General features: G+C 70.6%; 16 protein-coding genes, 2 tRNA genes and 1 riboswitch. Of the genes, 6 read left to right on the top strand and 12 right to left on the bottom strand.

Features of this window, described 5'->3' with window-relative positions:
* Positions 1 to 10 precede the first annotated feature (10 nt).
* From OG871_RS13735 to OG871_RS13745, 3 genes are all read right to left on the bottom strand, one after another.
* A complete protein-coding gene (locus OG871_RS13735; RefSeq protein WP_371503299.1) occupies positions 11 to 628 on the bottom strand; it encodes an ATP-dependent Clp protease proteolytic subunit in 618 nt (205 codons plus the stop codon).
* 259 nt (positions 629 to 887) lie between these two features.
* Entirely contained in the window at positions 888 to 2,276 is a 1,389-nt protein-coding gene (gene tig, locus OG871_RS13740; protein WP_371497036.1) for a trigger factor, read from the bottom strand.
* A 367-nt stretch (positions 2,277 to 2,643) separates the two neighbouring features.
* Positions 2,644 to 2,717: transfer RNA gene (locus OG871_RS13745), tRNA-Pro, on the bottom strand.
* A 178-nt stretch (positions 2,718 to 2,895) separates the two neighbouring features.
* On the opposite strand from OG871_RS13745, the gene OG871_RS13750 reads away from it, so the two are divergent.
* Positions 2,896 to 2,969: transfer RNA gene (locus OG871_RS13750), tRNA-Gly, on the top strand.
* Positions 2,970 to 3,155: 186 nt separating this feature from the next.
* Positions 3,156 to 4,043: a YDG/SRA domain-containing protein gene (locus tag OG871_RS13755; protein WP_371497037.1), complete on the top strand. Its 888-nt coding sequence runs from the start codon at positions 3,156 to 3,158 to the stop codon at positions 4,041 to 4,043.
* A gap of 198 nt (positions 4,044 to 4,241) precedes the next feature.
* On the opposite strand, the gene OG871_RS13760 is transcribed toward OG871_RS13755, so the two are convergent.
* Positions 4,242 to 5,225, bottom strand: a complete 984-nt coding sequence (locus OG871_RS13760) for a peptidoglycan DD-metalloendopeptidase family protein (protein ID WP_371497038.1) — start codon at positions 5,223 to 5,225, stop codon at positions 4,242 to 4,244.
* Positions 5,226 to 5,230: 5 nt separating this feature from the next.
* Positions 5,231 to 5,391: riboswitch (cyclic di-AMP (ydaO/yuaA leader) on the bottom strand.
* Positions 5,392 to 6,004: 613 nt separating this feature from the next.
* Here OG871_RS13760 and OG871_RS13765 point away from each other — a divergent pair.
* Positions 6,005 to 6,784: a DUF6348 family protein gene (locus OG871_RS13765; protein ID WP_371497039.1), complete on the top strand. Its 780-nt coding sequence runs from the start codon at positions 6,005 to 6,007 to the stop codon at positions 6,782 to 6,784.
* Positions 6,785 to 6,886: 102 nt separating this feature from the next.
* Here OG871_RS13765 and OG871_RS13770 read toward each other — a convergent pair whose 3' ends face one another.
* On the bottom strand, positions 6,887 to 7,081 hold the full coding sequence (locus OG871_RS13770; RefSeq protein ID WP_350640734.1) for a hypothetical protein: 195 nt from the start codon (positions 7,079 to 7,081) through the stop codon (positions 6,887 to 6,889).
* 565 nt (positions 7,082 to 7,646) lie between these two features.
* Positions 7,647 to 8,786 (bottom strand): PP2C family protein-serine/threonine phosphatase, encoded by a 1,140-nt coding sequence (locus OG871_RS13775; RefSeq protein WP_371503300.1) that lies wholly within the window; start codon positions 8,784 to 8,786, stop codon positions 7,647 to 7,649.
* 328 nt (positions 8,787 to 9,114) lie between these two features.
* Here OG871_RS13775 and OG871_RS13780 point away from each other — a divergent pair, with 328 nt between their 5' ends.
* Positions 9,115 to 10,386, top strand: coding sequence for a GNAT family N-acetyltransferase (locus tag OG871_RS13780; RefSeq protein ID WP_371497040.1), 1,272 nt, complete (start codon positions 9,115 to 9,117; stop codon positions 10,384 to 10,386).
* Between the two features lie 54 nt (positions 10,387 to 10,440).
* On the opposite strand, the gene OG871_RS13785 is transcribed toward OG871_RS13780, so the two are convergent.
* Positions 10,441 to 10,926 carry a ribose-5-phosphate isomerase gene (locus OG871_RS13785; protein ID WP_371497041.1) on the bottom strand — a complete coding sequence of 162 codons (486 nt, stop codon included), beginning with the start codon at positions 10,924 to 10,926 and terminating at the stop codon, positions 10,441 to 10,443.
* 61 nt (positions 10,927 to 10,987) lie between these two features.
* The gene (locus OG871_RS13790; protein ID WP_371497042.1) at positions 10,988 to 11,587 is read right to left on the bottom strand and encodes a biotin transporter BioY; all 600 of its coding nucleotides are present in this window, start codon (positions 11,585 to 11,587) and stop codon (positions 10,988 to 10,990) included.
* Between the two features lie 276 nt (positions 11,588 to 11,863).
* On the opposite strand from OG871_RS13790, the gene OG871_RS13795 reads away from it, so the two are divergent.
* Positions 11,864 to 13,300, top strand: coding sequence for an amino acid permease (locus tag OG871_RS13795; RefSeq protein WP_371497043.1), 1,437 nt, complete (start codon positions 11,864 to 11,866; stop codon positions 13,298 to 13,300).
* A gap of 79 nt (positions 13,301 to 13,379) precedes the next feature.
* Here the strand turns inward: OG871_RS13795 and OG871_RS13800 are convergent, their stop codons facing one another.
* On the bottom strand, positions 13,380 to 14,015 hold the full coding sequence (locus tag OG871_RS13800; RefSeq protein ID WP_371497044.1) for a disulfide bond formation protein DsbA: 636 nt from the start codon (positions 14,013 to 14,015) through the stop codon (positions 13,380 to 13,382).
* A 170-nt stretch (positions 14,016 to 14,185) separates the two neighbouring features.
* Between OG871_RS13800 and pepN the strand changes: the two genes are divergently transcribed.
* Positions 14,186 to 16,750 carry an aminopeptidase N gene (gene pepN / locus OG871_RS13805; RefSeq protein WP_371497045.1) on the top strand — a complete coding sequence of 855 codons (2,565 nt, stop codon included), beginning with the start codon at positions 14,186 to 14,188 and terminating at the stop codon, positions 16,748 to 16,750.
* Positions 16,751 to 16,840: 90 nt separating this feature from the next.
* Here pepN and OG871_RS13810 read toward each other — a convergent pair whose 3' ends face one another.
* The 3 genes from OG871_RS13810 to ngcE all read right to left on the bottom strand — a co-directional run bounded on the left by OG871_RS13810 (position 16,841) and on the right by ngcE (position 20,215).
* Positions 16,841 to 17,785, bottom strand: coding sequence for a carbohydrate ABC transporter permease (locus tag OG871_RS13810; protein WP_371497046.1), 945 nt, complete (start codon positions 17,783 to 17,785; stop codon positions 16,841 to 16,843).
* Positions 17,786 to 17,799: 14 nt separating this feature from the next.
* A complete protein-coding gene (locus OG871_RS13815; protein WP_371497047.1) occupies positions 17,800 to 18,732 on the bottom strand; it encodes a carbohydrate ABC transporter permease in 933 nt (310 codons plus the stop codon).
* Between the two features lie 76 nt (positions 18,733 to 18,808).
* Positions 18,809 to 20,215: an N-acetylglucosamine/diacetylchitobiose ABC transporter substrate-binding protein gene (ngcE, locus tag OG871_RS13820; protein WP_371497048.1), complete on the bottom strand. Its 1,407-nt coding sequence runs from the start codon at positions 20,213 to 20,215 to the stop codon at positions 18,809 to 18,811.
* Positions 20,216 to 20,572: the final 357 nt, after the last annotated feature.

Below are 20,572 nucleotides of genomic sequence, written 5' to 3' on the forward strand. Positions count from 1 at the left end.
CGGGCGGCGCTCAGGCGCCCGTGCCGCCGCCGCCGGGAACGTCCGCGGCGCTGTGCATGATCTGGTCGATCAGGCCGTACTCCTTGGCCTCCTCCGGGGTGAACCAGCGGTCCCGGTCGGAGTCCGCGGTGACCCGGTCGAAGGACTGGCCGCTGTGGTGCGCGATCAGCTCGGACATCCGCTTCTTGGTGCGCAGCAGCTGCTCGGCCTGGATCCGGATGTCGGTGGCGGAGCCGCCGAGACCGGCCGAGGGCTGGTGCATCAGGATGTTGGCGTTGGGCAGCGAGAACCGCTTGCCCTTGGCGCCGGCCGTCAGCAGGAACTGGCCCATCGAGGCCGCCATGCCCATCGCGATCGTGACCACGTCGTTCTTGATGTACTGCATGGTGTCGTAGATCGCCATGCCGGCCGTGATCGAGCCGCCCGGGGAGTTGATGTAGAGGTAGATGTCCTTGTCGGGGTCGGCCGCCAGCAGCAGAAGCTGGGCCGTGATCTTGTTGGCGATGTCGTCGTCGACCTGCTGGCCGAGGAAGATGATCCGCTCGTTGAGCAGCCGGTTGTAGACCTGGTCGCCCAGGCCGCCGAGCACGTCACCAGCGGCGGCGTGCGGCGCCATCAGGCCAGGCATCTGCATCTGCGGGAACGTCACTTAGCCACCTGCTCAGTCGATCTGCTTGTGTGTCGCTGTCTATGGACCCTAACGCCCGGGCGGGGCCGCAGAATCCCCCACGCAGAACTGTTCGCTGTGAGCGCAGGGTCGAGTGGTGCGAACGGACAGCGAACGGCGGGGGGTCGCGGGCGGGCCGACGACAGTGGGCCCGGACACCTCGCGGCGTCCGGGCCCACTGTCACCTGTCACTCAGGTGTCACGCTGTCGAAGCCGGGGCTCAGGCCTCGGTCGACTCGGCGGCAGCCTCGGTACCGGCCTGCTCGGCCGACTCCTCGGTCTCCTCGTCGTCCTCGAACGAGACGACCTCGCCGTTGGTGTCCTTGACCTCTGCGGCCTCGACCACCAGGGCCAGCGCCTTGCCGCGGGCGACCTCGCCGACCAGCAGCGGAACCTGGTTGCCCTGGACGACCTGCTGGGCGAACTGGTCCGGGGTGAGACCCGAACCGGCGGCGCGACGGATCAGGTGCTCGGTGAGCTCCTCCTGGTTGACCCCGAGCTCCTCCTTCGCCACGATCTCGTCCAGCACGAACTGGGTCTTGATGCCCTTCTTCGCCTGCTCCTCGGTCTCCGCCAGGAAGTCCTCGAGGGTCTTGTCCTGGGTGGCCAGGTAGGTCTCCAGGTTCAGGCCCATGGGCTCCAGCTGGTGGTGCTCCAGGTTGTGGCGACGGGTCTCGACCTCGTCCTTGAGGAGCTTCTCCGGGTAGTCCATCTCGACGAGCCCGAGCAGCTCGTCCAGGACCTTCTCCTGGGCCTGGGTGGCCTGGTCGAACTCCTTCATGCGCTCCAGGCGCTTGCGGGAGTCGGCACGCAGGTCCTCCAGGGTGTCGAACTCGCTCGCCAGCTGGGCGAACTCGTCGTCCAGCTCCGGGAGCTCCTTCTCCTGGACGGCGGTCACGGTGACGGTGACCTCCGAGTCGTTGCCGGCCTGGGTGCCACCCTTGAGGGTGGTGGTGAAGGTCTTGGTCTCACCGGCGGACAGGCCGATGACGGCCTCGTCGATGCCCTCCAGCAGGCGGCCGGAGCCGATCTCGTAGCTCACGCCGGTCGCGGTGCCGTCCTCCGGCACCTCGCCGTCCACCTTGGCCTCGAGGTCCACGACCACGACGTCCTCGGCGCCGGCGGCGCGCTCGACGTCCTTGACCGAGGAGAAGCGCTCGCGCAGCTGCTCCAGCGACTTCTCGATGTCCTCGTCGGAGACGACGACCGGGTCGACGACCACGCTGATCGAGGTGAAGTCCGGGAGAGCGATCTCCGGACGGACGTCGACCTCGGCGGTGAACTTGAGGTCACCGCCGTCCGCGAGGCGCTCGACACCCTCGATGTCGGTGATGTCGGGCTGACCGAGAACCTCGATCTTGCCCTCGTCCACGGCCTGCGTGTAGAAGCGCGGCAGCGCGTCGTTCACGGCCTCCTCGAGCACCGCGGCACGGCCGAAGCGCTGGTCGATCACCTTCGCCGGAATCTTGCCCTTACGGAAGCCCGGGACGGTGACCTGCTGGTTGATCTTCTTGTACGCCGCGTCGAGGCTGGGCTTGAGCTCCTCGAAGGGCACCTCGACGGTGAGTCGAACCCGGGTCGGGTTCAGAGTCTCGACGGCGCTCTTCACGGTTAGGTCTCCTAGGGGCTTGCGGGCTGGTTGTCTCCGCCCGGACTCGATCAGGCCTTGGGCCGTACGAACGGGCGAGACGGGCGATGGGCGGTTGGAGCTGCATCTCCCGTATTGGGGTGGACGGTGAGCGTGACTCCTCGCCCTCGGGCGGTTGACCTGCAGGCATGCCACAGGGACTACCACCAGCAGCCCATCCTACCGGTACCGCGAAAGGCAGACGCCAGGGCGCTGCCGAAGCCCCTCGCGGAACCGGAGAACCCGACCCGCCGCAGCCCGCCCGCGGCCCGCCCCACAGCCCGCCCGCAGCACGGCGCGGAGACGACAACAGGGCCCCGTCCGATGGACGAGACCCTGCCGCACACTGTCGGGGTGACCGGATTCGAACCGACGGCCTTCCGCTCCCAAAGCGGACGCGCTACCAAACTGCGCCACACCCCGTGGTGCCGAGAGGAAGAGTACACGGCAGCCCGACGCCGCCCGGCGCATTATCAACCCCCCGCCGCACCGAAGGCGACGTGCACTTCACCACCCGGACCAGGTACGCTAACCCCGTCCTCGCAGCCGCACCCCGGCCGAGAGGTCGCGTACAGTCGGACACACCGTCAACTGCACGCACGCGGGCGTAGCTCAATGGTAGAGCCCCAGTCTTCCAAACTGGTCACGCGAGTTCGATTCTCGTCGCCCGCTCCACAGGTTCGGCCCCCAGTTCAGCGAGTCAATCGCCGAGCTGGGGGCCGCTTCCGTTGGACAGCCCGCCGGGGACGGCGTGCCCGCTCCGCGCCTCTCGCGCTCGGCGACCACGCAACCGAGCGCAGCGGACCCGTGGGGTCCTCCGAACACACCCGCCGCGTCGTACATCCTTGCGAGACTGTGTGGATGGCAAAGGTCTTTGGTCACATTGACGGGCACCCGGTCGGCTCACACTTCCCTCGCCGGACTGAACTCAGCGAAGCTGGCGTGCACGCCCCGCGGATGGCCGGTATCCACGGCAACCCGCGCGAGGGTGCGGACTCGATCGTGGTATCCGGCGGGTATGTGGACGACGAGGATCACGGCAACGTCATCATCTACACCGGTCACGGTGGCCGCGACAGCACGACCGGGCGGCAGACCCGTGACCAGGTGCTCACCGATTCCGGTAACGCTGGCCTGGTTCGCAGCCAGCTTGAGGGACTCCTTGTTCGGGTGATCCGCGGAGCTAGCGGAGACCCCGCATACTCCCCTCCTGCAGGCTTTCGCTACGACGGCCTGTTCCGCGTGGAGTCGCACAGCATCAAGATGGGTGTTGACGGCTTCCGAATCTGCCAGTTCCGGATGGTCGCAGCCGAGGAGGCTGAGGTCGCCGAGGATGTGGTGCCGTTCCATGGCGACCTCCCCCATCAGCCGGCGCGCACCCGAACCTTCACGGTCCAGCGGTCCGTCCGCAACAGCGTGGTCATCCAGCAGGTGAAGCAGTGGCACGGCGGACAGTGCCAGCTCTGCGCCCTCACGCTGGAGATCCCGGGGGGATCCACCTACAGCGAAGGCGCTCACATTCAGGCCCTCGGCCGACCGCACCGTGGACCTGACGTCACTGAGAACGTGCTCTGCCTCTGTCCCAACTGCCACGTGCTCTTCGACAACGGAGCCCGCTACCTGACCGATGACCTCCGGGTCATCGACGGGCTGACGCATCAGGAGCTGGCCGCCCTGCGGACCCACCCACGGCACCGGATCGACGTGCGCTTCGTCCGGCAACATCGCGGGCGCTGGATATCGGGCTGACACCGAAGCCTCCCCCCTCGCCAGCACAAGCAAGGACGATCTCCAGCGCAGAAGTTGGCTCGCCCGCGGCCGACTTGGTCGCCACCATCGGTCAGATCGCACCGGGCCAGCGTCCAGACCTGGGCATGCCGGAGGCCCGGCCGGGGACGGGGTGTCCCGGGCCGGGCCTCCGGCGGGTACGGCTGGGTGGTCCGGGGATCAGACCTTGACGCCGTGGGCGGCCAGGTAGGCCACCGGGTCGATGTCGGAGCCGTAGGCCGGGCCGGTGCGGATCTCGAAGTGCAGGTGCGGGCCGGACACGTTGCCGGTGGCACCGGAGAGGCCGATCTGCTGGCCGGCGGTCACGGTCTGGCCGACCTGGACGCCGATCGAGGACAGGTGGGCGTACTGGGAGTACTTGCCGTCGGCGTGCTTGATGACGATCTCGTTGCCGTAGGCGCCACCGTTGCCGGCGGAGACCACGGTGCCGGCCGCGATGGCCTTCACCGAGGTGCCGGTGCCGACGACGAAGTCGACGCCGGTGTGGTAGCCGCTGGACCAGGCCGAGCCGGCCTGGTGGTACGGGGTGCCGATCGGGCCGCTGACCGGGGCGACGTAGCCCGAGGTGGCGGCGGGGGCCGAGGCGGCCGGGGCCGCGGGGGCCTGGGTCTTCGGCGCGGCCGGCTTGGCGGCGGCGGGCTTCGGGGCCTCGGGCTTGGCGGCAGCCGGCTTGGCGGTCTCGGCCTTGGGGGCCGGGGTGACCGGGGCGCGGTGCTCGGAGCGGGAGGCCTTCGAGGTGTCGGCCTGCGGGGCGGCCGGGGCAGCCTGGGCCGCGGCGTGGCCGGCGACGTTCAGCTTCTGGCCCGGGAAGATCAGGTTCGGGTTGTCGCCGACGACCTGACGGTTGTCCTGGTACAGCTTCTGCCAGCCGCCGTCGACGTGCTGGGCGTCGGCGATCTTGGACAGGCTGTCGCCGTGGACGACCTCGTAGCTGTGGTCGGCGGGGGTCTGGGCGGCGGCCGGGGCGGCCGGCGCGGCGGCCGGGGCCGGGGCGGAGACGGCGCCGTGGGCGTCGGCGGAGGTGCCGTGGGCCTGGGCGGCGGTCGCCGGGAGCGCGACGGCAGCGGTGACGACACCGGTGGCGACGGCAATTCGGGTCAGACGGGACAGACGGGGACGACGGTGCTTGCCCTTAGCGGACATTGAGCGGTTCCTCTCCGACGCCTACGAGGTGAGCTGTCGGGTTCGGACGGGAGATCGCCCGGCCGTGAAAAAGACACGGCTTCACCCCAAGCCGGCCCGGAGAATCCGGAACGGCACTTACCTTGGGTCCCCCGCTCCTGCCGTGCACGGATGGTGTGCGTCGGCCCCGGGCAGCGGCAGGACTCGGCGTTCCGCCCGGTGGCCCCGCCCGGCGTTTGCCGGGCAGGTCACGAAGCAAAACCCATGAAGCGTGTACGGAGCAAGTGACGGAGCGTAAGGAACGAAACGGACATAAGATCACTTGGGCCGAAAGTCACGCTCCGCTGTGACCTTGAGGCCGACCGCAGCCGATTCGCTCACTCCGGGAATGCGCACACGCACAGGGAGTGCCGAATTTCACGCCACGCGACGGCTATATCACCGTCAGGTGGTCGACGTGGAATCGAAGGTGACTCCCGTCACCCGTCCCGGTGCCCGCCGTCACGGATTTCACCACCGGTACGGCCCCCGGGCCGTCGCCCGTCGCCCCCGGAGGCCCGCTCCCCTCCCGCGCCTCCCGCGCCCCTCCCGCGCGCCCCTCTTGTGCCTCCCGCGCCCCCGCGCCTCCCGACCCCATCCGACCGGCCCGCCCGCCCCCGTACGGCGGCCGACGCGCCCGCTCCACGCGCCCCGGCGGTACCTGAGACGGCGCCAGTTGTCCGCTGGTTTCCCGCGACCGGGTGGCGGCCGATAGCCTCACACGCGTTCGAGTCCCCCACCGTTGAGCAAGGAGCCGGCCTGTGCGCCCGGAGCACCGACTGGACGTCATACAGCGCAGCGTGATCCGCGAAATGGCGCGCTTCGGACAGGGGTTCACGGTCGACGGCGAGCTGCTGCGAGGGCCGGGCACCACGGCCGTGGCGGTACGGGAGCACCCCGGTGACGGCGGGACGGGCCATGTCGACCTCGGCTATGTCCTGCATCTGGGCCGCGCCGACGGCCCGGTGGTCTGGGACTGCGCGGCCGGGCTCGGCCGGACCGAGGAGGAACAGCTCGACAACGCCGTCCGGATGTGGGCCACCACCACGGCCACCGCCGTGGTCGAACTGCTGGACCGCCGGGGCGAGTACGGCGACCACTACCGCTCGGCCGAACTGCCCGGCTGGCAGGCGGTGCAGGGTCCGGCCGCGGTGTTCGGCTTCGGGTCACGTCAGTTGGCGGACTGGCTCGCGGACCATCAGCCGCTGCCGGTGCTGGCGGACGCGCTGCGCCAGGAGTTGACCGGGCCGCAGGTGAACGGTGTGAAGCTGTTCCTCGGCGGCCGGGCGGGCGAGGACGTCGCCGAGGTCCGGGTGAACGGCGTCGTCTCCGACCGGGCCTCGGCCGCACTGCGCGCGCTGGACTGGCCGCGGGGTGAACGGCTCTGCTGGGCAAGGCTGTTCATCCTGCTGGTGGCCGAGTCCGCCGAGCAGCCGGCGGCGCGGGCGGGCGGCGGCGCCGAGCCCGCCGAGACAGCGGTCGTGAGCCGGCGCCCGAGGCTGCTCGACCGTTGGCGTCGCGCCAGACCGCAGCGCGGCTAGCCCGGGGCGGCCCGCCCGCCCGCCCCCGGTCCTGCGCGAGGGCAGGACAGAGCGCCGGACGGCGCACCGGCCGCCCGGCCCCGACCGACGGACCCGGCGTGGTCAGCCCGCGACGGAGGAGATCGTCGAGGCGAGCTGGGTGAGGAAGTCCTGGATCGGCTTGGCAGCCGTCGACTGGCTCACCATGAAGCCGAACAGCGCCGCGATGATCGCGTGGCTGGTCTTCAGCTGCTTGTTACGGATGAAGATGACAACGATGATGCCGAACAGCACCAGCGCGGAGACGGAGAAGGCCACCCGGATTCACTTCCTCATTTCGTGGCGGGGTGCGGGGTGGAACCGGACGGTCCCTGGCGGACGGGTCGTCCCGCCGCGACCGGAGCGCCACGAGGGCACCCGCAGCCGCCCGACGATAGCCGCCTGACGCACGATTCGCCCCCAATCCCCCGAGTCTCGACCAGCCCACCCGGACTCAGTGTGGTCGCTCGTGCGGACTCCGTAAAGGACTTGCCGGAAGCCTGCGAGGAAGATCCCGCCATGTGGGACGAATTTCCGCCGTCCGAGACCCTAGCGGAGGGCTTCTGACGGAGCATCGGCAGGGCCCGGGCCGAGCGTCCGCGAAGCGTCGGCGGGGGCCGCCGGACGCGGCCGAGCACCGCAGACCTGCGGGCGGGCCGGGGCGTCGTGCCCGGGGGCGGCGGAGTGTCAGGAATGGCCGAAGATCACCACTCGCGATTTGACAGCTCGGCACCGGCGCGACGCCCACCGACTCGGGGCCGCCCGGCCGACTTCGGGGCCGCCCTGGCGGCTTCGGCGCGGTGCGGCCGCCCGGCCGACTTCGGCGCGCCCGGCCGCCCCGCGGTCACTGCCGCCAGAGCAGCAGGACCGCGCGGTCGTCGTTGACGTCCTTGGCGACCGTCTCGATCAGTCGGCCCGCCGCGCCCCGGCTGCCGCCGAGTTGGGCACCGGCCACCAGCCGGTCCGCCTCGCCCATCAGCCGGTCCATGCCCTCGGTCAGGTCCCGGCCCGGTACCTCGACCATGCCGTCGGTGCACAGCAGCAGGACGTCGCCGTGCCCGAGCCGCCCGCGGACGCCGTCGAACTTGGCGCCGTCGTAGACCCCGAGCAGCGGGCCCTCGGCCTCCTGAACCTCCCAGCGGCCGGCGCCGGCCAGCCGCTGCATGCCCGGCAGGTGCCCGGCCGAGAGCAGCTCGTACTCCCCGGTGTCCAGGTCGAGCACCAGGTGGACGGCGGTGGCGAAGCCCTCGTCCCAGTCCTGGCGGAGCAGGTAGCCGTTGGCGGCGGGCAGGAAGTCGTGCGCCGGCAGCGAGCCGAGCAGGCCGCCGAACGCTCCGGAGAGCAGCAGGGCGCGCGAGCCGGCGTCCATCCCCTTGCCGGAGACGTCCGCCAGGACGGCCTCCAGCACCCGGCGGCCGGGCCCGGTCCGGGCGGCCACCACGAAGTCCCCGGAGAAGGACTGGCCACCGGCCGGGCGCAGCGCCAGGTCGACGTGCCAGCCCTCGGGCAGCTTGGGGACCCGGCCCTGGACCCGGATCCGCTCGCGCAGGTCGAACAGCATCGAGCCGCCGCCGCGCCAGGGCACGCCGACCCGGCTGCGGAACTGGGCGACCAGCAGCCCGGCCACGCCGACCGCGCCGACCACCAGGGCGGCGCCGGGGGTGACCCCGTAGACGTACTGCTCGGGGTGGTTGCTGGCGACCCGTTCGCCGGTGTGGATCAGGGACTCGGTGGACAGGCCGAGCGCGGCGGCGCCGTAGAGCAGCACCAGGGTGCCAGGGCGCAGCAGCATCGCGCCGGCCAGGATCGGCAGCACCAGGGCGGTCGGCGGCGCCCAGGCGGGGATCCAGATGTTCAGCAGCACCAGCAGCGGGATGGCGAGCAGGAAGGCCGCGAAGGCGAGCCAGTCGGCGCCGTCGCCGCGGAAGTAGTCGACGCCGGCGCGCCGCACCCGGCGCCGGGCCCGCAGGAGTCTGGCGCGCAGGAGGGCCGCGGCGGGCTCCGCGGCTGCCGTCGCGGCCGGGCCCGTCGCAGTCGTCTGGGGCGGTGCGCCCGGCTTCCTGCCAGCCATGAGGTCCGACCTTATCCACCGCCCGCGCCCGGCGTCGACGGGGTGGACGGTGCCGGCGGGCGCGGTCCGGCCGCGGCCCGGTACGTTTCGGCCGCCGTCCGGGCCACTGCGGAGGTGCTTCGCGCAGGTGGGGGGAGCGTGCGCGCCGCCGGTGCGCACGGCTGCGGGGGTGACCGCATTCGACCGGACATGTCGCAAAAGTCGGTCGCGCTCGTACGGACGAGCTGGTAGCTGTGGGCCTATGACAGCCGACACATCCGCGTCCTCGTCCCTGACCGTCCGCCTGCTGACCGCCGAGGAGTGGGACGGCTGGTACGGCAAGCTGGAGATCGCCTTCGGAGGTGAGCAGGAGCAGCCGGAGGAGCGGGCCCTCTGGCAGGAGCTGACCGAGATCGACCGTTCGCTGGCCGTCTGTGAGGGAGACGAGATCGTCGGCGGCGCCGGCGCCTTCAGCTTCCGGATGTCGGTGCCCGGCGGCGCGGTGCTGCCGACGGCGGGCGTCACCATGGTCGGGGTGCTGCCGACCCACCGCCGGCGGGGGGCGCTCACCGCGCTGATGCGGCGCCAGCTCGACGACGTCCGGGCCAGGGGTGAGGCGATCGCCGTGCTGACCGCCTCCGAACCGGCCATCTACGGGCGGTACGGCTACGGCGTCGGCAGCTGGCGGATGGCGGTGACCGCGCCGCGCGGCCGGGTCGCCGTGCCCGTCCCGGTGGAGGCCGAAGCCCCGGAGCTCCGGCTGCGGCTGGCCGATCCGGCCGGAGCCGGCCCCGCCTGCGAGGAGTTGTACGCGAGCCTGGTGCCCCGGCGCCCGGGGATGCTGGAGCGGCGGCCCGGGTGGGAGCGCCTTCCGCTGCTGGACGCCCCCGGCTCACGTGCCGGGCACTCCGCGCTGCAGTGCGTGCTCGCCGAGGAGCGCGGCAGCGGCCGGCTGCTGGGGTACGCGCGGTACGCGGTCAAGGACGCCTGGGTCAACAACAACGCGGCCGGCTCGGTCAGGGTGCGGGACGTCGACGCGGTGTCCCCGCAGGTGTACGCCGCGCTCTGGTCCTACCTGCTGGGGCTCGACCTGACGGAGCGGGTGACCGCCGGGAACCGGCCGGTCGACGACCCGCTGCTGTACCTCGCCTCCGACCCGCGCCGGCTGGAGCCCCGGCTGGAGGACTCGCTCTTCGTCCGGCTGGTCGACGTCGACGCGGCGCTCGCGCAGCGCGGCTACGCGACGCCGGTGGACGTGGTGCTGGAGGTGACGGACGAGTTCTGTCCGTGGAACACCGGACGCCGGCGGCTGCGGAGCGACGGCCCGGGCAAGGGGACGAGCTGTGAGCGCACCGACCGGCCGGCCGAACTGGCGCTGGATGTGCGGGCGCTGGGCTCGGCCTATCTCGGTGGGGTGACGCTCGCGGCGCTGGGGGCGGCCGGCCGGGTGGCCGAGCTGCGCGAAGGTGCGCTGGCGGACGCCTCGCGGGCGTTCGCCTCGGATCTGGCACCCTGGCTGCCGCACGGGTTCTGACGGCCCGTGCGGCAGTGGTCGAGGGTGGGGTGGAGCGGGTCGGGTGGTGCGGGATCAGCCCTGGGGGTGGTGGGCCGGGATCGGGGGGAGCTCGCCGGTGGTCTCGTACTCGCTCAGCATCTCGATCCGGCGGGTGTGCCGGGCCTCGCCGCTGTAGGGGGTGTTGAGGAAGATCTCGACGAACTTGGTGGCCTCGTCGACGGTGTGCATCCGGCCGCCGACGCTGATCACGTTGGCGTTGTTGTGCTCCCGGCCGAGGGCGGCGGTCTGCTCGCTCCAGGCCAGCGCCGCACGGACGCCCTTGACCTTGTTCGCGGCGATCGCCTCGCCGTTGCCGGAGCCGCCGATCACGACGCCCAGGGCCTCGGGGTCGGCGGCGGTGCGCTCGGCGGCGCGCAGACAGAACGGCGGGTAGTCGTCCTCCGCGTCGTAGATGTGCGGCCCGCAGTCGACCGGCTCATGGCCGGCCCCCTTGAGCCACTCGACAAGGTGGTTCTTCAGTTCGTATCCGGCATGGTCGGAGCCCAGGTACACGCGCATGGGTATGAGTGTGGCACGCGGCGGCGGCCGGGTCGGCAGCCGACCCGGCCGCACGCCCCGATCAACCGCGGCGGCCCAGGATCTTCCAGGTGAGCGGAAGGGCGCCGACGGCCAGTGCGGCCTTGAGCGCGTCGCCCACCAGGTAGGGGTAGAGGCCCAGTTCGGCGGCGCGGGCGAGCGGGACGTGCAGGGCGAGGGCGAGGTAGGGGACGCCGACGGCGTAGATCGCCAGGTTGCCGAGGACCATTGCGACGGCGGTCCGCAGCGGGCTGCGGTCCGCGCCCCGGCGGGCCAGGGCGCCGGTGAGGCCGGCGGCGAGGACGAAGCCGATCACGTAGCCGAGGCTGGGCATGGCCCAACCCGAGCTGCCCTGGGCGAACCACGGCAGGCCGGCCATGCCGGCGAGCAGGTAGAGGCCGAGCGAGGCGATGCCGCGGCGGGTGCCCAGCGCGGTGCCGACCAGCAGCGCGGCGAAGGTCTGGCCGGTGACCGGCACCGGGGAGCCGGGGACGGTGACCGAGAGCTGCGCGGCGAGCCCGGTGAACGCGGCGCCGCCGGCCACCAGGGCCAGTTCGCGGGCCTGGGTGCCGAGTCGGGTCGTCGCACCCGGCAGGAGGTCGGCGAGGACGGCGGCGGACGGTGCGGAGGTGGCGCTGGCCATGGGCTGGATCTTCCGTTCGGGCACGTCGGGTCAGGTGAACAGTTGTGAACCTACGCGCTGGGAAGGGGTTGGACGGGCGTCGGCAACCGACAAACCGTCAGGGCCGCACTTGTCGGGTCCGGCCTGATTCGGACACATCTGCGCAATTGTGCGCTTACTTTCGGTCACAATAACGTCCGGATGGCGGCCGTTTCGCCGCACACCTTGGCCGGTCCGTCCGCCATACCGAATAGTGGTCCGAAGTCTCCGCTATCCGAACAGTCTGGATCCGACCCGATGTCGACCCCCACGCAGCCGCCCACCCTGGAGCGGTCCGACGATCCTGTCGCCTCCCCCGCCTCGCCAACCTCCCCCGCCCCGGCCTCGGCCGAGGGGCAGCTCTCGCACGGCCTCAAGCAGCGCCACCTCTCGATGATCGCGCTCGGCGGCGTGATCGGTGCCGGTCTCTTCGTCGGCTCGGGCGCGGGCATCGCCGCCGCCGGACCCTCCATCGTGCTGGCCTTCGCCCTCTCCGGGCTGCTGGTGATGCTGGTGATGCGGATGCTCGGCGAGATGTCCGCGGCCCACCCCGCCAGCGGCTCCTTCTCGGTGCACGCCGAGCGGGAGATCGGCCCCTGGGCCGGACTCACCGTGGGCTGGCTGTTCTGGACCCTGCTGTGCGTCGGCGTCGGCGCGGAGGCGATCGGCGCCGCCGGGATCATGAGCGGCTGGCTGCCCGGAGTGCCGTCCTGGATCTGGGTCGCGATCTTCATGAGCTTCTTCTGCGCGACCAACCTGGCCGCGGTGAAGAACTTCGGCGAGTTCGAGTTCTGGTTCGCGGCCGTGAAGGTGACCGCCATCGCGGCCTTCCTGGTGATCGGCGTGCTGGCCATCACCGGTGTGCTGCCCGGGACTTCCTCCCCCGGCACCGCCAACCTGACCGGCAGCGGCGGGTTCTTCCCGCACGGCACCACCGGCCTGATCACCGGCCTGCTGGCCTCGGTGTTCGCGTACGGCGGCCTGGAGACGGTGACCATCGCGGCGGCCGAGTCCGAGGACCCGCGGCGCAGCGTGGCCACCGCCGTCCGGACCGCGATGTGGCGGATCGCCCTGTTCTACGTCGGCTCCATGGCCGTCATCGTCACCCTGGTCCCGTGGAACGACCCGTCGGTCATCAAGCCCGGCCCGTACGTCGCGGTGCTGGACCGGATCGGCATCACCGGCTCCGGCCAGCTGATGAACGTGGTGGTGCTGATCGCGCTGCTGTCCGCGATGAACGCCAACATCTACGGCTCCTCCCGGATGGCGTACTCGCTGGTCCGCCGCGGCCAGGGCCCGAAGGCACTGTCCCGGGTGAGCGGCGGCGTGCCGCGGCTCGCGGTGCTGGCCTCCTCGGCGTTCGGTTTCCTCGCCGTGCTGCTCAGCTACTGGTGGCCGACCACCGTGTTCAGCTGGCTGCTCAACATGGTCGGCGCCGCGGTGCTGGTCGTCTGGGCCTTCATCGCCGTCGCCCAGCTGCGGATGCGCCGGCGGCTGGAGCGCGAGGCGCCCGAGCAGCTGACCGTGCGGATGTGGGCGTTCCCCTACCTCACCTGGCTGGCGCTGGCGGGCATCGTCGCCACCCTGGCCCTGATGACCCTGGACAGCGGCAACCGGGTCCAGCTCTACTTCACGCTCGGGCTCACCGTGGCGCTGGCCGCGGTCGGCCGGCTCCGGCGAAGGAGCGCCGCCTGACGTCCCGGCGGCGGTGACCGACGGAAGGGCCCGGTACGCGCGGTGCGTACCGGGCCCTTCCGTCCGCCGGGCGGAGCCGTCACTCGAAGGACGGGCCCGCCGTCCGGGTGCGCTTGATCTCGTAGAAGCCGGGGGTGGAGGCCACCAGGACGGTGCCGTCCCACAGGCGGGCGGCGTGCTCACCGCGCGGGGTCGGGGTGACCACCGGGCCGAAGAAGGCAACCCGGCCGCCGTCCGGGCCGTCCACCGCGATCACCGGGGTGCCGACGTCCTCGCCGACCAGCGAGATGCCCTCCTGGTGGGAGGCGCGCAGGGCCTCGTCGTAGGTGTCGGTGTCGGCGGCGTCGGCCAGCTCGACCGGCAGACCGGCAGCGGTCAGCGCGGCCTCGATGGTCTCCCGGTTGTTCGGCAGGCCCTGGTTGTGGAAGCGGGTGCCGAGCTCGGTGTAGAGCGGGCCGAGCACCTTGTCGCCGTGCTGCTGCGCCGCCGCGATCAGGACGCGGACCGGGCCCCAGCCCTTGCCCAGCAGCTCCTTGTACCTGTCCGGCAGGTCGTCGCGGTTCTCGTTGAGCACGGACAGGCTCATCACGTGCCACTTGGTGTCCACCGGGCGCAGCTGCTCGACCTCGAGCATCCAGCGGGAGGTCATCCAGGCCCAGGGGCAGATCGGGTCGAACCAGAAGTCGGCGATCTTGCGGGAGTCTGCAGTCGTCACGGACAGTGCCCTTCAGTCAACGGATGCGGGTCGGTCTGACCTAGCAGCACAACGTCCTCGACCGGCGGCTGATTCCTGCTCGCGCTGTGCAATGGTACGGGGCGTCGGGCATGAAAGGATTCGCCGGCACCCCAGCCTCACGAAGGCTTGATACGGACAGGAGTACCACCGTGCCGGGCAAGAACCTGAGCCGCGACGAAGCCCAGAAGCGAGCCGGACTGATCGAGGTGGAGAGCTACCGCGTCCACCTCGATCTGACCTCCGCTCCGGACCCCGCAGCGGCGACCTTCCGATCCACCACGACCATCGTCTTCGACGCCGCCGAGCCGGGGGCGAGCAGCTTCGCGGATCTACTGGCGCCGAGTGTCCGCACGGTCACCCTGAACGGCCGGGAGCTGGACCCGGCGAAGGTCTTCGACGGGCACCGGGTCGCGCTCGACGGGCTCGCCGCACACAACGTGCTGGTGGTCGAGGCGGACTGCGCGTACAGCCGGACCGGTGAGGGTCTGCACCGGTTCGTCGACCCGGTCGACGGCGAGACGTACCTGTACACCCACTTCGAGCCGGCCGACTCCCGGCGGGTGTTCGCCAACTTCGAGCAGCCCGACCTCAAGGCGCCGTTCGTCTTCACGGTCACCGCGCCGGCCGCCTGGGACGTGTACGCCAACGCGGTGCACGAGAGCGTGGAGAGCGAGGGCGGCGCCCGGACCTGGCGGTTCGCCCCCACCAGGCCGATCTCCACCTACCTGACCGCCGTGGTGGCCGGCCCGTACCACGTGGTGCGCGACCACTACAGCCGCGAACTGCCCGACGGCAGCACGCTGGAGATCCCGCTCGCCGCGACCTGCCGCAAGTCGCTGGCCCGCTTCTTCGACGCGGACGAGATCCTCACCGTCACCAAGCAGGGCCTGGACTTCTTCCACGAGGAGTTCGACTACCCGTACCCGTTCGGCAAGTACGACCAGTGCTTCGTGCCGGAGTACAACATCGGCGCGATGGAGAACCCGGGCTGCGTCACCTTCCGCGAGGAGTTCGTCTTCCGCTCGAAGGTCACCGAGGCCGCGTACGAGGGCCGGGCCAACGTGGTGCTGCACGAGATGGCCCACATGTGGTTCGGCGACCTGGTCACCATGAAGTGGTGGGACGACCTCTGGCTGAAGGAGTCCTTCGCCGACTTCATGGGCTCCTACGGGCTGATCGGCGCGGGCACCCGTTACCGGTCCGCCTGGATCACCTTCGCCAACCGCCGCAAGGCCTGGGCGTACCAGCAGGACCAGTACCCGACCACGCACCCCATCACGGCGGACATCCGGGACCTGGAGGACGCCAAGCTGAACTTCGACGGGATCACCTACGCCAAGGGCGCCGCGGTGCTCAAGCAGCTGGTGGCGTACGTCGGCCGGGACGCCTTCTTCGAGGGCGCGCGCCGCTACTTCCGGCGGCACGCCTTCGGCAACACCGTCCTGACCGACCTGCTGGGCGCGCTGGAGGAGACCAGCGGACGCGACCTCAAGGCCTGGACCGCCGCCTGGCTGCAGACCTCCGGCGTCAACTCGCTCACCCCGCAGGTGGTCTGCGACGCCGACGGCCGGATCACCGAGCTGGCCGTGCTCCAGGACGGCGACACGCTGCGCCCGCACCGGGTGACCGTCGGCCTGTACGACCACGACGAGACCGGCGCGCTGGTCCGCACCGAGCGGATCGAGCTGGACGTGGCCGGTGCCCGCACCACCGTCCCCGAGGCCGCCGGCCGGCCGCGGCCGGCCCTGGTCCTGGTCAACGACGAGGACCTGACCTACTGCAAGATCCGCTTCGACGAGGTGTCGCTGGCGACCCTGCGCACCGGCCTGGGCTCGCTCACCGACCCGCTCGCCCGCGCGCTGGCCTGGTCCGCCGCGTGGAACCTCACCCGGGACGCGCTGATGCCCGCCCGCGACTACCTCGACCTGGTGCTGCGCTTCGCCGGACAGGAGTCGGACATCGGCGTCCTGCAGTCGCTGCACCAGCAGGCCAAGTCCGCCCTCGACCTGTACGCCGCCCCCGACTGGCGGGCCGAGGGCGGCCGGCTGCTCGCCGAGTGCGCGCTGCGCGAGCTGCGCGCGGCCGGGCCCGGCAGCGACCACCAGCTCTCCTGGGCCCGCTTCCTGGCCTCGACCGCCGACGGCGCCGAACACCTCCAGCTGCTGGCCGGCCTGCTGGGCGGCACCGGCCGGATCGACGGCCTGGCGATCGACCAGGAGCTGCGCTGGGAGTTCTGGCTCACCCTGGCCGCGGCCGGCCGGGCCACCGCCGAGGAGATCGGCGCCGAGCTGGAGCGGGACAACACCGCCAGCGGCAAGCAGCGGGCGGTCAAGTGCCTGGCCGCGCTGCCCACCCCGGGGGCCAAGGCCGCCGCGTGGTCCGCGGTGGTGGACTCCGACGAGCTGCCGAACGCCCTGGTGGAGGCCCAGATCGCGGGCTTCGCCCAGCCCGGCCGGCGTGAGCTGACGGCCGGCTACATCGCGCCGTACTTCGAGCTGCTGGAGTCCGTCTGGGAGCAGCGCAGCATCGAGATCGCGATGCGGATCGTCGGCGGTTTCTTCCCCCGGCTGCAGACCGAGCAGCGGACCCTGGACGCGACCGACGCCTGGCTTGACGGACACCCGGACGCGGCCCCGGCGCTGCGCCGCCTGGTGCTGGAGTGCCGGGACAACCTGGCCCGGGCGCTGCGCGCGCAGGAGTGCGACCGCGGCTGACGCGCCGGTGCACCGGCTCGTGCTCCGACGTGCCGACGCGGCAACGGCCGCCCGGGCTTCCCGGGCGGCCGTTTCGGGTGTGCGGTCCCGCTACTTCAGGGTGGCCGAGGTCAGACCGGCCTGGACCTGCCGCTGGAAGGAGAGGTACACCACCAGCACCGGCAGCATGGCGATCGTCATACCGGCGAACAGGGCAGGTGCGTCGGACTTGTAGCCCGACTGCAGGGCCAGGTTGACCAGGCCCTGGGCGAGCACCGAGTGGTCCGCCTCACCCGCCTGGGTGGGCTGCATCAGGGTGACCGGCAGGATGTACTGGTTCCACTGGCCGAGCACGTTGAAGATGCCGACGCTGATCAGGCCGGGCTTGGCCATCGGCACCATGATCTGGAAGAACGCCCGGGAGTGCGAGCAGCCGTCCAGCATCGCCGCCTCGTGCACGGCGGTCGGCAGGGTGCGGAAGAACGAGTACAGGAAGAACACGGTGAACGGCAGCGAGTACGCCGTGTACACCAGGATCAGGCCGAGGTAGCTGTTCAGGCCGAGGATCGGCGAGATCTCACCGAGGTTGCGGACCATGAAGAACAGCGGCACCAGAGCCAGGTAGACCGGGAACATCGAGCCGGCCACGAACAGGTAGTAGATCGCCTTGCTGCCCTTGAACTCGTACCGGGCCAGGACGTAGGCCGCCATGCCGCCGAGCAGCATGGTCAGGGTGAGCGAACCGGCCAGCACGATCAGGGTGTTGACGAAGAACCCGCCGATGCCCTTGGACCAGGCGGTGGAGAACGCCTTGAAGCCCCAGGACGCCGGCCAGCTCCAGGCGCTGCTGTTGATCTGCGCGTCGGTCTTGAAGGAGCCGAGAACGACCCAGACCAGCGGGAAGATGATCAGCAGGGCCCAGACGGCGAGGAAGCCGTGCGAGAAGGCGTTCAGCACGCCCCCGCCCTCGGCGAAGCGCGTCGTCCGGTCGGCCTTCGGGGGCCTGCCCGCGCGCTGGGCGGGGACGGTCGAGGTCTTGTCGATGCTAGTGCTCATGTCCATGGCCCCGCTCAGTACTCGATCCGGTCGCGCTTGGTGGCCCAGAGCGAGACGACGGACAGGATCAGCGTGAAGAAGAAGATCACCACACCCATGGCGCAGGCGTAGCCGGCCTCGCCGTTGCGCAGGAAGCTGCGCATCAGGTAGGTGGAGATCAACTCGCTGTGGTGGTCAGGGCCGCCGCCGAAGTAGGCGCCGGGGCTGATGCTGGAGACCAGGGCGAAGGCGTCCATCGCGACGATCGCGAGGTACACCCAGGCCGTCTGGACGGTCTCCCAGAGCAGCGGCAGGGTGATCTTCAGGAAGGTCTGGCCGCGCTTCGCGCCGTCCAGCAGGGCGGCCTCGTAGATGTCCTTCGGAATGCCCTGCATGGCCGCGGAGAACAGCACCAGGTAGAAGCCGACGCCGGACCAGACCAGCACCGCCAGCACGCACCACATGACCATGTCGGGGTCGGACAGCCACTGCACGGGGTGCGCCGCGTCGGCCAGTCCGAGCTTGATCAGGACGCCGTTGGCCAGGCCAGCGCCGTCGGTGCGGTAGACCGCGCCCCACAGCACCGCGAGGATGGCGATCGAGAGCACCTGCGGGAAGAAGAAGACCACCTTGTAGAAGGAGGCACCGCGGACGCCCTGCACACCACCGGTGCCGCTGCGTCCGCCGACGTTGAGCATGAAGGCGAAGAACAGCGCGATCAGGATCGTGATCACCGGCAGCAGGAGGAGCAGCAGCAGGTTGTGCCAGATCGCGCCGAGGAAGACCTCGTCATCGAGGAGTTTCGCGTAGTTGTCCAGGCCGACGAAGTTCATCTCCTGGCTCTGCCCCGACCAGTCGGTCAGGGAGTATCCGAAGGTCTGCGCGTACGGCCAGAGCACCAGGCCGACGTACAGCACGATCGGAAGAAAGAGGAACCCCACGATGAAGGGGTACTTGCCGTGACGCATCGTCACTTCTCCTGTCCTCAGGCGTGACGCACCGGGGGCGGTTCGGGGCCCCCGGTGCGTACGGTGACTCCGCTGGTCAGGCGGTCTTGTTCTTGGTGGCCGACTCCTTGGCCCGCTTGATCCACTCGGCGGGATCGATGCGCGCCGCCATCAGCTCGCCGGAGGCGTTCTGCAGGTCCTCGTCGAACTTGCTCGCGGTGTTGGGGTACTGGAAGTTGAAGGTGTTCGCGCCGGCCGCCTTGAGTGCCACGACGGTGGACGCGGTGCCCGGCTTCAGCTTGACCTCCGGGCCGACGCCGTCCTTGAGGCAGGTGAGGCTGTTGGCGGTCTGGGCGAACTTGCCCGAGGCCTCCTTGGTCAGCATCATCCGCAGGAACTCCAGGCCGCCCGCGACGTTCTTGGCCTTGGCCGGGACGATGAAGGGCTCGCCCGCGCCGGCCCGGATCGCCTCGAAGGGCAGCTTGTCACCGGGCAGCGACGGCATCGGCAGGAAGGCCATGTCGAAGTCGGCCGGGGTGGAGGAGAGCTGCTCGTTCTCCAGCCAGGAGCCGGAGGGGATGAAGGCCGCCTTGCCCTGGTTCCACGCGGTCTGCGACTCGGTGTGGGTCATGCCGTTGGTGCCGGGGAGCAGGTAGTCCTTGGAGACGATCTGGTAGAACGCCTCGACCACGGTCTTGACGGCCGGGTCGTCCCACGCGGTGGCGTCCAGGCTGTCGATCCGCTTCATGAGGTCCAGGCCGCCCTGCTTGGCGATCATGTCCATCATGACGACGTTGATGTAGTACGGGTACTTGCCCTGGTGCGCCACCGGGGCGATGCCCGCGGCCTTGATCTTGCCGCAGAGCTCGATGAACTCGGCCCAGGTCTTCGGCGCCGTCCAGCCCTTGTCCTTGAAGAGCTTGGCGGAGTACCAGAAGCCCCACACGGTGTAGACGTAGGACAGGTTGTAGACCTTGCCCTTGAGGGTTCCGGACTCGACGGTGCCCGGCATCAGCACGTCGCGGATCTTCTTCGTCGGGTCGTCGATGTACGGCGAGTCCAGCAGCGGGGTCAGCTCGGTCAGCTGGTTGGAGTCGGCCAGCACGTCCAGCTTGATCTGCTTGGCGCCGGAGTCGTCGATGACGTCCGGCGGGCTGCCGGCGTTGAAGCGCGGCTGCAGCTTGCCGGTGACGTCCTTGTCGGCCTGGTGGTTGACCTTCGCGCCCGGGTAGCTCTTCGAGTAGATCGCCTCGAAGGCCTTGGCGTACTCGTTGCCGTAACCGCCGTCGAAGATGAAGACCTCCAGGCCCTCACCGTCCTTGACGCCGAACGGGTTCTTGGCGTCGCTGAGGTTGAAGCCGCCCGCCCCCTTGGAGCCCTTGTCACTGCTGCCGGTGCCACCGGCGCAGGCGGCGAGCAGCGAGCCGCCGCCGGCCGCGAGCACGGCGATGCCGGCGGCCCGCTTGAAGATGTCACGACGGTTGTACTCGGTTGCAGAGCCCATGGTGCCCTAACCCCTCGGTGTCCAGAGAAGATGCAGACAGGTCTGACGGACGGTCAATTCCTGTTCGGTCAGGCTCGCCTAGCGGCGAAGATGCCGGTCAGAGGCGGTTTCTTTGATGCGCAAAGGTATAGTCCACTGTTCATCTGGCGGCAATAGTCCAACCGCCCGATGCCCGTTGTGACGGTCAAAGCGTTGTCGGCGGTGCAGCATGTGCAATGTGCAGGGAGCCTGCATATTGCACTCGCGCCCCGTCGATGACCGAAAATGTAGCGCGATCATGCGCGTTTGAACATAGAAACGCGCAGCTTCGAGCATCACTGAACCAGAACCGTGATGTTCGAAGCCGCGCGTACGGGG

This window comes from Kitasatospora sp. NBC_00374 (genome assembly GCF_041434935.1).
Taxonomy (GTDB): Bacteria; Actinomycetota; Actinomycetes; order Streptomycetales; family Streptomycetaceae; genus Kitasatospora.